15 protein-coding genes are annotated in these 12,582 nt (G+C 64.0%); 13 read left to right on the top strand and 2 right to left on the bottom strand.

The annotated features are described in order from the left end of the window. Positions 1-119 precede the first annotated feature (119 nt). The 12 genes from AC1Q7F_RS16285 (at position 120) to AC1Q7F_RS16230 (ending at position 8,688) form a co-directional block, all read left to right on the top strand. Positions 120-632: a MarR family winged helix-turn-helix transcriptional regulator gene (locus tag AC1Q7F_RS16285; protein WP_492508682.1), complete on the top strand. Its 513-nt coding sequence runs from the start codon at positions 120-122 to the stop codon at positions 630-632. 217 nt (positions 633-849) lie between these two features. Next, positions 850-1,293 carry a protein tyrosine phosphatase family protein gene (locus AC1Q7F_RS16280; protein ID WP_492508680.1) on the top strand — a complete coding sequence of 148 codons (444 nt, stop codon included), beginning with the start codon at positions 850-852 and terminating at the stop codon, positions 1,291-1,293. Positions 1,294-1,583: 290 nt separating this feature from the next. After that, on the top strand, positions 1,584-1,802 hold the full coding sequence (locus tag AC1Q7F_RS16275; RefSeq protein ID WP_492508678.1) for a hypothetical protein: 219 nt from the start codon (positions 1,584-1,586) through the stop codon (positions 1,800-1,802). A 300-nt stretch (positions 1,803-2,102) separates the two neighbouring features. Further along, positions 2,103-2,786: an energy transducer TonB gene (locus tag AC1Q7F_RS16270; RefSeq protein WP_492508676.1), complete on the top strand. Its 684-nt coding sequence runs from the start codon at positions 2,103-2,105 to the stop codon at positions 2,784-2,786. A gap of 54 nt (positions 2,787-2,840) precedes the next feature. After that, positions 2,841-3,752: a MotA/TolQ/ExbB proton channel family protein gene (locus AC1Q7F_RS16265; RefSeq protein WP_492508674.1), complete on the top strand. Its 912-nt coding sequence runs from the start codon at positions 2,841-2,843 to the stop codon at positions 3,750-3,752. Positions 3,753-3,754: 2 nt separating this feature from the next. Further along, the gene (locus AC1Q7F_RS16260; RefSeq protein WP_492508672.1) at positions 3,755-4,195 is read left to right on the top strand and encodes an ExbD/TolR family protein; all 441 of its coding nucleotides are present in this window, start codon (positions 3,755-3,757) and stop codon (positions 4,193-4,195) included. A 44-nt stretch (positions 4,196-4,239) separates the two neighbouring features. Then, positions 4,240-4,671, top strand: coding sequence for an ExbD/TolR family protein (locus tag AC1Q7F_RS16255; RefSeq protein WP_492508670.1), 432 nt, complete (start codon positions 4,240-4,242; stop codon positions 4,669-4,671). 175 nt (positions 4,672-4,846) lie between these two features. Beyond that, the gene (locus tag AC1Q7F_RS16250; protein ID WP_492508668.1) at positions 4,847-6,115 is read left to right on the top strand and encodes a tetratricopeptide repeat protein; all 1,269 of its coding nucleotides are present in this window, start codon (positions 4,847-4,849) and stop codon (positions 6,113-6,115) included. A 131-nt stretch (positions 6,116-6,246) separates the two neighbouring features. Further along, the gene (locus AC1Q7F_RS16245) at positions 6,247-6,543 is read left to right on the top strand and encodes an energy transducer TonB (protein ID WP_492508666.1); all 297 of its coding nucleotides are present in this window, start codon (positions 6,247-6,249) and stop codon (positions 6,541-6,543) included. Positions 6,544-6,641: 98 nt separating this feature from the next. Then, positions 6,642-6,842: a twin-arginine translocase TatA/TatE family subunit gene (locus tag AC1Q7F_RS16240; protein ID WP_492508664.1), complete on the top strand. Its 201-nt coding sequence runs from the start codon at positions 6,642-6,644 to the stop codon at positions 6,840-6,842. 119 nt (positions 6,843-6,961) lie between these two features. After that, positions 6,962-7,468, top strand: coding sequence for a MarR family winged helix-turn-helix transcriptional regulator (locus AC1Q7F_RS16235; protein WP_492508662.1), 507 nt, complete (start codon positions 6,962-6,964; stop codon positions 7,466-7,468). Positions 7,469-7,482: 14 nt separating this feature from the next. Next, positions 7,483-8,688: a DUF2336 domain-containing protein gene (locus AC1Q7F_RS16230; RefSeq protein ID WP_492508660.1), complete on the top strand. Its 1,206-nt coding sequence runs from the start codon at positions 7,483-7,485 to the stop codon at positions 8,686-8,688. A 122-nt stretch (positions 8,689-8,810) separates the two neighbouring features. Here the strand turns inward: AC1Q7F_RS16230 and AC1Q7F_RS16225 are convergent, their stop codons facing one another. After that, positions 8,811-9,620, bottom strand: coding sequence for an ABC transporter ATP-binding protein (locus tag AC1Q7F_RS16225; RefSeq protein WP_492508658.1), 810 nt, complete (start codon positions 9,618-9,620; stop codon positions 8,811-8,813). Beyond that, positions 9,617-10,387, bottom strand: coding sequence for an MlaE family ABC transporter permease (locus tag AC1Q7F_RS16220; protein WP_492508656.1), 771 nt, complete (start codon positions 10,385-10,387; stop codon positions 9,617-9,619). The genes AC1Q7F_RS16225 and AC1Q7F_RS16220 overlap by 4 nt, the downstream gene beginning before the upstream one ends. Before the next feature lie 532 nt (positions 10,388-10,919). Between AC1Q7F_RS16220 and AC1Q7F_RS16215 the strand changes: the two genes are divergently transcribed. Continuing rightward, complete coding sequence (locus AC1Q7F_RS16215) at positions 10,920-12,482, top strand: 2-isopropylmalate synthase (protein WP_492508654.1); 1,563 nt, start codon at positions 10,920-10,922, stop codon at positions 12,480-12,482. Positions 12,483-12,582: the final 100 nt, after the last annotated feature.

Below are 12,582 nucleotides of genomic sequence, written 5' to 3'. Positions count from 1 at the left end.
CTGCCGATGCCGGCAATATGATTGGATGGCGGAACATTTAATTGATCCGTGTCAATGCGCGTTGCCGGTCGGGCGGTCAGGATGCAGCATCCATTGACCCATAGACCGGACCAAACGCCATGCCGAACAGCCTCTGCCGCTTCCGTGCCGAAGACGCCATCGCCCTCAATCTGATGGACCTGGCCAATATCATCGCCCATCAGTGCGAGGACATGCTGGCCGACGCCGGCCTGACCGCCCCGCAATGGACCGTCCTGATGAATGTTGCCGGCGACGCCAATTTTCAGGATGGCGCGCGCACCCATGACGGCATCTTCTCGTCGGAGATCGCAGCCGCCCGCGGCCTGTCCCGGCCGCATATCTCCGCCACCGTCACGGAGCTGATTCGCAAGGGGCTGATCAGCCAGCAGGACGACCCGCAGGACCGCCGCCGCAAGCTGCTGCGTGTCACGCCTGAAGGGCTGGAAGTGCTGCGCCGCCTGCAGCCCCGCCGCCAGGGCATCAATGACCAGTTGCTGCGCGACCTGACGCCCGACCAGCGCCAGCGCATGCTGGACCTGCTGGTCACTGTCCGCCGGCGCGCCCGCGGCATTGTCGACCAGGCGACCACCCCCTTGCGCATCGCCGGCTGATCCCCAGATAGGAGCCATGTCCGACGGGAAGGGCCGGGCTGGGTTGCAGCAGTGATTGTTGCGGCGCAACAGAGTCTGCCTATTTATACATCGCAAGTGCGAAAGAAAGCGGCGTCTCTTTCCCGGTCTCCACCAACGGGATAGCGCTGTCGCCACAAATTCGCCCTTATCGGTCGGTCATTTGTAGCTCGCTTTCATACCTTTGCGCGGGGTCGTCATGGCTTTGGATGTACATCCTCTGGTCGATGGTCTGTCGGTCTCGCCGCAGGTGACGGAACAGGATATCCGCGACGCGCACCAAGCGGGTTTCCGGACCATCATCAACAACCGTCCCGACGGGGAGGAGCCCGGACAGCTCCCCTCCGCCGAGGCGGCGCGCATCGCCCAGGATCTGGGCATCACTTATATCTATATGCCGGCGACGGGCCCCACCCTGGACCAGGTGTCGGCTGATTTCGGTCCCGCCCTGGCCAGTGTGCCGGGGCCTGTACTGGCCCATTGCCGGTCCGGTACGCGCTGCACGATTCTGTGGGCGCTCGCAGAAGCGAAAGCCGGAAAGCTGGACGGCGACGCAATATTGCGCACGGCGGCATCCGCCGGTTACGATCTGTCCGCTTATGCCCCGCTTATCGCTCGTTACACACAATCGCGGTCAGAATAGTGGGGGAATCCCGCTTTAGGGCATTGTGTTGACCGCATCGCTGTGAGAGTGTCGCTTCCGGTTTCGGCCCTGGGCCGATTGGTGGAGGCGACACACGAATGATGCGCGGATGGGCCTATGGGCTCCTCGCTCTTCTGTTCTTGGTCATGACGGTCCAGGGCGGCTTGCTGCTCCGGAGCGAGCGTTCTGCATCCCTCAATCTCCCCCTGTTGCCCTCCCTGAATTTTCTGACGGGGCATGCGCTGCCCGCCAGTCAGACGCCCGATCGCGGTGTCGAGATGGCGGCCACGATGTCGCGCCCTGTCGGCCATGGCAAACGTAACCGGGAAGCCGGCGGCGACGATCCCGTCAGCCTGCCGACCCTGCTGGTCGTGGCCATCGCCCTGTTCTACGCGCTGCCCCTGCGCGGCAGCGACGTGGCGCGCGCCCTTCACATCGGCCTGACGCCGGAAGGGCGCCATCGGGAGGCCGGGCGGTGCCCGACCGGCCCGCCGGCCTCCGCTGGGTAACCTTGGGCGGTCGGGCACGGCTTAGGCTCGCCTGTCCGATGCGCTTTCTGCCAATCCCAAAACGGCTTGGGCCGATGCCCCGACAGGGGTCAGGGCCAAGTCTTCGCCTCCGAAAGCCGATGTCCCTGGCGATGCCTCCGTTCCATTTTGGAAAGGGAGTATCGCCAGGGGCCCGGCCCATGGCCCACAGCAGGGGCAGCCACCAAAAAAGCCGGCTTTAACCAAGACCGGCGGGTGTCACGCTCTTTAATGTGTGCTATGGCGGAAACCCCATCCCCCTGTGGATCGAGTGACCGACCGATGTCCAACCTGTCGCAATCGTCTTATCGGCGGCAACAGCCGCAGAGTTCAGGACGGTTGGTTGGCGTCGCGGTAGTTGTTCTCCTGCATGTCGGGGTGATTTACGCGTTGATGACCGGCTTGGCCCGGTCGGTGGTCCAGGTGATCACTGATCCGATCAAGACGGAAATCATCGAGGAAATCGCACCCCCGCCCGAGGATACGCCGCCGCCGCCGCCGCCGCCCAAGTTCGAAACGCCGCCGCCGCCGTTCATTCCGCCGCCCGAGATCCAGATCGCCCAGCCTCCCCCGGCACCTTCTGCGATCACGACGGCGACCTCTGAACGTCCGCCGACTGTCCAGCCGCCGCCGCGTCAGGTGGCTGCTGTTCCGCCGGCACCGCCTACGGGTGGCAAGATCGATGGCAAGAGCATCGGGAAAAACCGGCCCGAATATCCGGCTCAGTCGATCCGCCTTGAAGAAGCCGGCACGACCGTCATGCGCTTGTACTGCAACGCCGATGGCCGTATTTCCGATGCCAAGATCGAGAAGTCGAGCGGCTTTGAGCGCCTGGATAATGCCTGGATGAAGGAAGCCAAACGCGGCCGGTGGAAGTGCGAACCGCCGACCGTCAATGGCCAGCCCCAGGGTGCCTGGATCCCGAGCATGGTCCCGCTCACCTTCCGCCTCGAAGATGCGCGCTGATCATCAGCGCATCGACTCTTAATCGAAACACGTAAGTCTGAAAGCAGAGCTACGATGAACAAGCTGTTCACCCTGGCGGGCATCAGCCGCCTTGCCGCCGCCGCCGCCGTTGCCGCCACGCTGTCGGCCCCGGTCTTCGCCCAGTCCACGACCCCGGCCGAGCCGGCCCCGGCCGCCACGACCCCGGCTCCGGACGCCGCTATGACCCCGGCTCCGGACGCCGCCACGACCCCGGCCCCGGCCGCCGAGGCCCCGGCTGCTGACGCCGCTGCCGCCCCCGCCGAGGCGCCCGTGAACCCCTATGGTCTGCAGGCCATCGTGTCCCACGGTGACTTCGTGGCCAAGAGCACCCTGGTGCTGATGGTCATCATGTCGGCCGGCACCTGGTACATCCTGATCGTCAAGCTGATCGAGCAGTCCCGCCTGATGGCCCAGGCGACCGCCGCCGAGAAGAACTTCTGGACGGCCGGTTCGGTGACCGAAGGTGCCACCCGCCTGAAGGACAATTCGGCTTTCCGCGGCGTCGTGGAAGATGGCCTGCGTGCCACCGAGCATCATGACGGCGCCCTGACCGACCATATCGATCTGCACGAGTGGGTGACGATGTCCCTGCAGCGTTCGGTCGACAGCGTGAATTCCCGTCTGCAGGGCGGCTTGGCCTTCCTGGCTTCCGTGGGCTCGACCGCTCCCTTCATCGGTCTGTTCGGTACGGTGTGGGGCATTCTGAACGCGCTGGTGAATATCGGTCTGTCGGGTCAGGCCTCGATCGACAAGGTCGCCGGTCCCGTCGGTGAAGCACTGATCATGACCGCCATCGGTCTGCTGGTCGCCGTGCCCGCCGTGCTGGCCTATAACTGGCTGACGCGCCGCAACAAGCTGGTCATGGACCGTCTGCGCAACTTCTCCTCCGATCTGCACGCCCTGCTGATCGCCGGCCAGAAGGCCAAGACCGTTCGGAGCGCTTAATCATGGGGATGAGCGTCGGCGCCAATGAAGGCGAAGATTCAGTAGTGTCGGAGATTAATACGACACCGCTGGTGGACGTGATGCTCGTTCTGCTGATCATCTTCCTGCTGACCATTCCGGTGGCTATCCAGACCATCCCCGTGAAGCTTCCTTCGGAAGTGAACGTGGTGACTGTGACCAAGCCGGAAAACGTGACGATCGGTGTCGATCCGGACGGCAACATCTATTGGAATGCCACTCAGCTCCCGGATTACAACGCACTGTTCGAGCGTATGAAGGAAGTGGCGGTGCTGGTTCCGCAGCCTGAGATCCACATCCGTGGTGACAAGGAAGGGCGGTACGAGTTCGTTGGCAAGGTCGTCGTGACCTGCCAGCGGGCTGGCATCCTCAAGATCGGCTTTATCACCGAGCCTCCTGCCGGGGCGCTGAACATCACTCGTTGATGGTCAGCCTTCCCCCCGACGGGAATGAAGGATAGGAGGCCCCCATGGGCATGAGTGTGGGACCGGGCGCCGAGGATGGTGCCGTAACCCCGGAGATGAACACCACGCCGCTCATCGACGTGATGCTGGTGTTGCTGGTCATGCTGATCATCACCATTCCGGTGCAGACCCACGCGGTCAAGCTGGACATGCCGGCGGGTCCGCCCCCGCCGCGTGAGAACGTGGTCGAGCCGGAGGTCATCACCATCGAAGTCGACTTCGATGGCACGGTGTACTGGAACGGCGCCGTTCTGAGCGGTCGCGATGAGATGGAGCAGCGGATGACCCAGAAGGCTGCGCAAGAGCCGCAGCCGGAGGTTCATCTGCATCCGAACCGGTTGGTTAAGTACAAGTATGTGGCGGCTGTTCTGGCGTCCGCTCAGCGGCTTGGCCTGAACAAGATCGGTATGGTCGGTAACGAACAGTTCATGGACTGATCGGTACCAGACGCAAGGGGCGAGGCGGATCTTCACAGGTCCGCCTTAAACCTGCCCACTTGACCTGATTGCATTCGGCAGGCGGCCAGATGGCTGGCCGGTGAGACAACCCGTCGGATGGGACCCGTCGCTGAAGAGACAAGCGACCCGTTCGACCGATACCGAGATAGAGACAATGACCCGCACCCGTCTTTTTACCGTTGCCCTCCTGGGATCGGCCCTGGCCTTCGGCTCCTTCGCCGCCGTCATGGCACCGTCTGAAGCCTTTGCGCAGAAGGCCGGTGATAAGAAGGGCTCCGGCGACACTGTCCGCCCCGAAGTGGGCACCCCGCTGACCGCCGCGCAGGAGCTGGTCAAGCAGAAGAAGTTCAAGGACGCGATGGCCAAGGTGAAGGAAGCCGAGGCCGTTGCCAACAGGACGCCGTTCGAGAACCAGATGATCCTTCAGTATCGCGTCGCCATTGCCCAGCAGGGCGGCGATGCCGAGGAACTGGAAAAGGGCATGGACGGCCTGATCGCCGCCGGTGCGCTGCAGCCTGCACAGCAGTCGCAGTACGCGCTGGTGCTGGCGCAGATGTATCTGAACGACAAGAACTATCCCAAGACCATCGGCTGGGCACAAAAGGCCATCACGCTCGGGGCCAATGAGAGCCAGGCCCGCGCGATGCTGCTGGCGGCCTATTTCGAGAGCAAGGACTACGCTAACGCCGTCAAGGAATATAGCGCCAAGATCGCTGCCGGCGAACGGGCCGGCCAGAAGCCGACCCAGCGCGACCTGGAGATCCTGGGCAGCCTGCATCTGTCCAATAAGAACGAAGCCGGCTATGTCTCCACGCTCGAGCGCATCGTCACCCTGTACCCGGAGAAGAAGTACTGGGATGACCTGCTGAACCGTGCGCAGCGCAAGCCGGGCTTCAACCGCGATCGTCTGGCGCTGGATATCTATCGCCTGAAGTACAGTCTCGGCCTGCTGGAATCCGGCGGTGAGCTGATGGAGATGGCGCAGCTGTCGCTTCAGGCCGGCAACCCCGGTGAGGCCCAGGCCATCATCGACAAGGGTTATGCGTCGGGCCTGCTGGGCAACGGTCCTGAGGCCGAGCGCCAGAAGCGCCTGAAGGACATGGCCCTGAAGAATGTCGCCGAAGACAAGAAGGTGCTGGCCCAGACGGAAGCCGAGGCACTGGCCGGTGCCAATGGTGGCCCGATCCTGCGCGTGGCTGAGGCCTATGCCGGTTACGGCCAGTATGACAAGGCCGTCACCCTGGCCGAGGCCGCTCTCGCCAAGGGCAATCTGAAGAACCCCGACGATGCCCGCCTGCGTCTGGTGACCTACTACATCGCGCTGGGTCAGAAGGCCAAGGCTGAAGCCACGGCCAAGGCCATCAAGGCCACGGACGGCCCGGCCGATCTGGCTCGCTTGAGCCTGCTGGCCGCCAAGAAGTAATCTGGAGGGGCGGAGCTGGTCCCCTGGCCGGTTCCGCCCTCCACCATGACCATCCTGCCATCCGTACGCGGGGAAGCAGCCTGTTTCCCCCGTCTCCCCGGTCACGCCTGCCGGGTCCCGTCGGACATACCATGTCGGATTTGGAACCTCTCTTCCGCCCCCGACTGCAATATCCCGAACGCGCCCTGCGTCTCAGGCGCGAGGGCCGGGTCATTGTCGAGTTCCGTATCGGCAATGACGGCGCGCCTCAGGATGTGCGGGTCGTGGAGGCCATCCCTCCCGGGCTTTTCGAGCAGTCAGCGCTGCGCTATGCTGCCGGCCTGCGTTACCATCCCGGTGAGAAGCCGCCGCATCCGGCCGAGACCATCGGCAAGGAGCGGGAGCGTCAGCGCCTGGAAGTCCGTTTCGAAATGCGCGGACAGGCCTGATCCGCATACCGTCACACGGATATATCTTTTAAACCGACGGCACATTCCCTATCTCTATGGCGTCGCGTTGAAGCGGGCCATGAAACTGGAGAATTTCCATGGGCGCCATGAGCCTCTGGCACTGGATCATCGTTCTTGTCGTCGTGCTGCTGGTCTTCGGTGCCGGTAAGCTACCCAATGTTATGGGCGACATGGCCAAGGGCGTGAAGGCCTTCAAGAAGGGCATGAAGGAAGAGGATGAGCCCGCCGCCGATCCCAAGCTGACGGAAAACAAGCCGGGCGAGAACGCCCCGCGCTGATCCGCGGCGGGATATTCCCCGAGTTCGCAAGGCCGGCCGCGCATCGCGGTCGGCCTTTGCTTTTGCGGCCCAGCGACCGCCGGTGTTACAAGGACAAGGCAGCCACGGGAGGTGCCTGGGTGGACGCGACGATGAAGGCCGGGGTACCGCAGGACAGGATGTCGCCGATAGCCGGCATGCATGATCTGCCGCGCCTGTTGGAGCGCCTGCACCGCCGGTTTCTGGACGTGGTCCGGATCGAGCTGGAACGGCTGGACAGCAATCACATCACGCCCGTACAGGGATTGATGCTATTGACCATCGGCGAGGCCAGCCTGACGGTGCGGGGGCTGATCGAACGCGGCTATTACCTGGATGCGGCCGCCGCTTCCAACCTGAAGGCGTTGGTGACCGCGGGTCTGGTGGTGGCAGACGGCGATGGCGATCGCCGGACCGCCCATCTCAGGCTGACACCCGTCGGTGCGGCCCTCTGCCGGGAATTGCGCAGGGTAGAGGCCACGCATATCGACCGGCTGACCCTGGATGGACAGGGCTCGTCGGAGCTGCAGGCAGCCTACCGCCTGCTGCGCCGGTTGGAACAGGCATGGGCGGATGTCATCCGCACCGATGCGATTGACGTGGAATAAGGTGCTGTAAGCGCATGACCGGCGAACGGAACAATGACAGCCCCACAGCCCTTACGGCGGCCGATGTGCGCCAGCTGGCCAGTGATCGCACGCCGGAGGCGCGCATCCAGCTTCTGCCCAAGCTGATGCGCATGTCGGAGCAGGCGCTGCTGGGCGAAGCGGAGCGGGCGCTGGTGCGGGACCTGCTGTCCCGGCTGGCCCATGATGCGGCCCAGCAGGTGCGCGAGGCGGTGGCCTGGCAGATTTATAACAGCCCCTTCCTGACCGACGATCTGGCCCGTGATCTGGCGCTGGATGTGACATCGGTGGCATTCCCGCTGCTGCGCCATAGTGATGGGATTGCCGATGCCCTGCTGCTGGCGGTGATCGGCCAGGGTCAGGCTGACAAGCAGCTGGCCATCGCCGCCCGCAAGCGTCTGTCCCAGGACGTGTCCGGGGCCTTGGCCGATGTTGGCAATCTGGCGGTCATTGCCACCCTGGCGGGCAATGAAGGGGCGGCGCTGTCCGACGCGTCGCTGCTGTCACTGGCCGAGCGGTATGCGCATGTGCCGCTGGTGGCCGAACCGCTGGCCGGACGTGCCATGCTACCGGCCAGTGTGGTGGAGCGCCTGGTGGCGCATGTGTCGGAGCGGGCACGCGATCTGCTGGTCGAGCGTCACCGACTGTCGCCCGTGATCGCCGCCGAATTGGCATCGCATGGGCGTGACGCGGCCACCCTGGCGCTGCTGCGGCCGACTTCCCGGCCCGGTATGGATGCCAGTGCCCTGGCCCTGCATCTGCACGAACAAGGCCGGCTGGGTGTGGGGCTTCTGCTGCGCGCGCTCTGCTCCGGGGATTTCGACTTTTTCGCCGCGGCGATCGCCACCAAGTCACGGGTCCGTAAATCCAACGCCCTGGCCCTGCTGCTGGATGGCAAGTGGGAAGGCATGAAGGCGCTGCTGGACCATGCGCACATTCCCAAGCACCTGTTCACGCCCTTCCAGGTGGCCATGCGGGTGACGCAGAATCTGGGCTATCGCGGTGGGGAACCGGGGCGGGAGGTGTTCCAGATGGAAGCGCTTGGCCGCATCTATGCCGAATGCGGCCAGTCGGAGGAGCGGTCCATGGACAATCTGCTGCTTCAGCTGTTCGACCAGAAGGACGACGCCCTGGTCGATGCGGCCATGGATGTCGCCGGCATGCCCTTCATTCCCCTGCGCGGCAGCGTGCCGAAGGATTGATGCGAAGCGCTGTGACAGAGGCATGCATTCACATGCCTCTGGAGGTCGGCGACTGCCGGCCCGCCGCACGTGCGGCGTGAGCCAAGTCGCCGGATGGCGGCGCCCGGCGTTTGAGGGAACGCTTAAAACGCCTTGATCTGCATCTGGATCGGGCCGTCGGCGCGGCCATGGATGAACTGGTCGACATAGGCGTTGCCGGAATTGTCGATCTCCGACACCGGACCCACCCAGATCAGCTTGCCCTGGTACAGCATGGCGATGCGGTCGGCGATCTTGCGCGCACTGGCCATGTCATGGGTGATGGACAGGGCCGTCGCACCCAGATCTTTCACGCATTTCACGATCAGGTCGTTGATCACGTCGGCCATGATCGGGTCCAGGCCGGTCGTCGGCTCGTCAAAGAAGATGATCTCCGGACGGGTGCAGATGGCACGGGCCAAGCCCACCCGCTTCTGCATGCCACCGGACAGTTCCGACGGCGACAGGTCGGCGACGTCGGGGGTCAGGCCGACGGCGCCCAGGGTGGCGATGGCGCGTTCTCTGGCTTCCTTTCGGCCCAGGCGCTGCTCTCCCTGGATCAGGCCGAAGGCCACGTTCTCCCAGACGGGCAGGCTGTCGAACAGGGCCGCCCCCTGGAACAGCATGCCGAACTTGGCCATGGCGCGCTCGCGCTCACGGCCACCGATATGGGTCGTATCCTCACCATCGATGCGGATGGTGCCGGCATCGGGCTGCAGGATGCCCAGGATGCTTTTCAGCAAGACGGATTTGCCCGTGCCCGAGCCACCGATGATGACGACGCTTTCCCCGCGCGCCACCTCCAGATCCACCCCGTCCAGCACCACCTTGGGCCCGAACGCCTTCTTCACGCCCTTCAGCGCGATCTTGGGCACGTCCATGTCTTGGGTCAGCTCCAGCGGCGGCATGCTCATGAGAAGAAGATCCCCGTCAGCAGATAGTTCATGACCAGGATGATGATGGAGGCGGACACGACGGCGTTCGTGGTGGCCGCCCCCACACCCTGCGCGCCGCCGCGCGAATTATAGCCGTGATAGCAGCCCATCAGCGAAATCACGAAGCCGAAAACCGCCGCCTTCACCAGGCCGGAGACCACATCCATGAATTCCAGATACTGCCAGGTATTGTTGATATAGCCGGCGGCGTTGAAATCCAGCCGGTACACGGCGACCAGATAGCCCCCGAATACCCCGATGATATCGGCCACCAGCACCAAAAGCGGCAGCATGGCCGTGCCGGCGATCAGGCGTGGCACCACCAGATATTTGTAGGGATTGGTGGACAGGGTGGTCAGCGCGTCCACCTGTTCGGTCACCCGCATGGTGCCCAGTTCGGCCGCCATGGCCGCACCGATGCGCCCCGCCACCATCAATCCTGCCAGCACTGGCCCCAGTTCACGCGTGATCGACAGGACCACGACGGTGGCGATGGCGCTTTCGGCGGAGAAGCGGGAAAAGCCGCTATAGCTTTGCAGCGCCAGCACCATGCCCGTGAACACGGCGGTCAGGCCGACGACGGGCAGGCTGTAATAGCCGATCTCCACCATCTGCCGGCCGATATGCCGGAAATAGAAAGGCGGGCGTACGCAATGCATCAGCGCTGTGAGCGTGAACAGGGCCAGACGCCCCGCCGCCTCCAGGAAGGTCAGGGTGGCACGGCCGATCGCACTGAGGAAATTCATGAACCTGACCTTCTCCTTAGGGCGGTACCTGACCCATCGCTAGACAATGGGGGGTCTTCTGTCAATGTCGAGGGGATAGGGAGCATCCCTGTGCTGCGCCGCACCCAGTCGTGAACAGCATGGAGCCTTTGCGTTTCTTCCACGGCGAAGCATCTTGCCGGACGCGTGATTTCGCCTTAAAACCGAAACAAGCAACGAGCTGTCGGTGTTCCCGACGGATCGAACCTCTCAAGGATGGACGGGTCCCCCCGTGATGGCGGCAGACCAGACGATGCAAGTGCAAGACATGACGGGCGCCAGCGCCCGTGCTGTCGCCTTGCGCGTGCGTTCCATCCGCAGCGGCCGCATCGTCCTGGCCGCCACCCTACGACTAGTTTTCCCCTGAACGCCCGATGTCGTGCCGCCTTCGCCGCGGTGCGCCCGCGATCAGGGGACAAGGTGCCGTACCGGCGCCGCACGAAGCCGCATCACATTCGATCATTCGGCGCCGACCTGACAGGACCGCGCCCGACGTGCCGCAAGGGACCAGGACATGAGCAGCATCACCCGCGACAGCAACCGCGTCATCATTTTCGACACCACCCTGCGTGACGGGGAGCAGGCGCCCGGCTGCTCCATGAACCTGGAAGAAAAGCTGCGCATCGCCACCGTGCTGGAGGAGATGGGCGTCGACGTGATCGAAGCCGGCTTCCCCATCGCGTCCAATGGTGATTTCGAGGCGGTGCGCGAAGTGGCCCGCACCGTGAAGAACGCCACCATTGCGGCCTTGGCCCGCACCTCGCGCGCCGATATCGACCGCGCCGCCGAGGCGTTGCAGCTGGCGCAGCGCAAGCGCATCCACACCTTCATCTCCACCAGCCCCGTCCACATGAATTACATGTTGAAGATGACGGAAGAGGAGGTGCTCCAGCGCACCATCGATTATGTCGGCTATGCCCGCAACCTGACCGACGATGTGGAATGGTCGGCCCAGGACGGCTCGCGCTCGGACCGCGACTTCCTCTGCCGCACGGTGGAAGCTGCCATCAAGGCCGGCGCCACCACCATCAATATTCCCGACACGGTGGGCTATGCGCTGCCGGAAGAATATGCGGCCATGTTCAAGGACGTGATGACCCGCGTCCCCAATTCCGACAAGGCCATCTTCTCCGTCCATTGCCATAACGATCTGGGCTTGGCTGTCGCCAATTCGCTGGCTGGCATCGGCGTCGGCGTGCGGCAGGTGGAATGCACCATTAACGGGTTGGGCGAGCGCGCGGGCAATGCGTCGTTGGAGGAGATCGTCATGGCGCTGCGCACGCGCCATGACCTGATCGGCTGCACCACGGGCATCAAGACCGAGCATATCACCCGCATCTCCCGCCTGGTTTCCACCATCACCGGCTTCCAGGTGCAGCCCAACAAGGCCATCGTGGGTGCCAACGCCTTCGCCCATGAGAGCGGCATCCATCAGGACGGCATGCTGAAGCATGCCGAGACCTACGAGATCATGACGCCGGAATCGGTCGGTTTGAACCGGTCCTCCCTGGTCATGGGCAAGCATTCCGGCCGTGCTGCCTTCCGCGCCAAGCTGAAGGAGCTGGGTTACGACGATCTGGGTGAGAACGCGGTGAATGACGCGTTCGGCCGCTTCAAGGATCTGGCTGACCGCAAGAAGGACATCTATGACGAGGACATCGTCGCCATCATGGATGACGAGGTCGGACGCCAGCATGACCGTGTGCGCTTCCAGGCCCTGCATGTCGTTGCCGGCTCACGCGGGCCGCAGCACGCGGTGCTGGAACTGGAGATCGACGGCCGGGCCATCCCGCCCGTCGTGGCTTTCGGCAACGGCCCGGTTGACGCGGTGTTCAATGCCCTGAAGCTGGCCTTCCCGCATGAGGCGAAGCTGCAGCTCTATCAGGTGCATGCCGTCACCCAGGGTACCGACGCCCAGGCGGAGGTGACCGTGCGCCTGGAGGAGGACGGCAAGACCGTGAACGGGCAGGGGGCCGATGCCGATACGCTGGTGGCCAGTGCGCGCGCCTATGTCCATGCGCTGAACAAGCTGATCACCAAGCGGCTGAAGACCGCACCGGTGGCGCTGTCGGCATAACATCCGACTCCGATTCCGCGACTTGAGTCAAACCCCCGTCGGGAGCCTTCCCGGCGGGGGTTTTGCCATGTTTTCGCCATGATGTTTGAGGGTCACAGAG

It is taken from the genome of Niveispirillum sp. GW835-FHT14G11, assembly GCF_058793615.1.
This window is presented reverse-complemented; position numbering and strand designations above follow the sequence as displayed.

What these genes read in the sequence shown, in the direction of transcription:
- AC1Q7F_RS16285 (WP_492508682.1), top strand. Translation starts at nt 120, where the DNA reads ATGCCGAACAGCCTCTGCCGCTTCCGTGCCGAAGACGCCATCGCCCTC.
- AC1Q7F_RS16280 (WP_492508680.1), top strand. Translation starts at nt 850, where the DNA reads ATGGCTTTGGATGTACATCCTCTGGTCGATGGTCTGTCGGTCTCGCCG.
- AC1Q7F_RS16275 (WP_492508678.1), top strand. Translation starts at nt 1,584, where the DNA reads ATGTCGCGCCCTGTCGGCCATGGCAAACGTAACCGGGAAGCCGGCGGC.
- AC1Q7F_RS16270 (WP_492508676.1), top strand. Translation starts at nt 2,103, where the DNA reads ATGTCCAACCTGTCGCAATCGTCTTATCGGCGGCAACAGCCGCAGAGT.
- AC1Q7F_RS16265 (WP_492508674.1), top strand. Translation starts at nt 2,841, where the DNA reads ATGAACAAGCTGTTCACCCTGGCGGGCATCAGCCGCCTTGCCGCCGCC.
- AC1Q7F_RS16260 (WP_492508672.1), top strand. Translation starts at nt 3,755, where the DNA reads ATGGGGATGAGCGTCGGCGCCAATGAAGGCGAAGATTCAGTAGTGTCG.
- AC1Q7F_RS16255 (WP_492508670.1), top strand. Translation starts at nt 4,240, where the DNA reads ATGGGCATGAGTGTGGGACCGGGCGCCGAGGATGGTGCCGTAACCCCG.
- AC1Q7F_RS16250 (WP_492508668.1), top strand. Translation starts at nt 4,847, where the DNA reads ATGACCCGCACCCGTCTTTTTACCGTTGCCCTCCTGGGATCGGCCCTG.
- AC1Q7F_RS16245 (WP_492508666.1), top strand. Translation starts at nt 6,247, where the DNA reads ATGTCGGATTTGGAACCTCTCTTCCGCCCCCGACTGCAATATCCCGAA.
- AC1Q7F_RS16240 (WP_492508664.1), top strand. Translation starts at nt 6,642, where the DNA reads ATGGGCGCCATGAGCCTCTGGCACTGGATCATCGTTCTTGTCGTCGTG.
- AC1Q7F_RS16230 (WP_492508660.1), top strand. Translation starts at nt 7,483, where the DNA reads ATGACCGGCGAACGGAACAATGACAGCCCCACAGCCCTTACGGCGGCC.
- AC1Q7F_RS16225 (WP_492508658.1), bottom strand. Translation starts at nt 9,620, where the DNA reads ATGAGCATGCCGCCGCTGGAGCTGACCCAAGACATGGACGTGCCCAAG.
- AC1Q7F_RS16220 (WP_492508656.1), bottom strand. Translation starts at nt 10,387, where the DNA reads ATGAATTTCCTCAGTGCGATCGGCCGTGCCACCCTGACCTTCCTGGAG.
- AC1Q7F_RS16215 (WP_492508654.1), top strand. Translation starts at nt 10,920, where the DNA reads ATGAGCAGCATCACCCGCGACAGCAACCGCGTCATCATTTTCGACACC.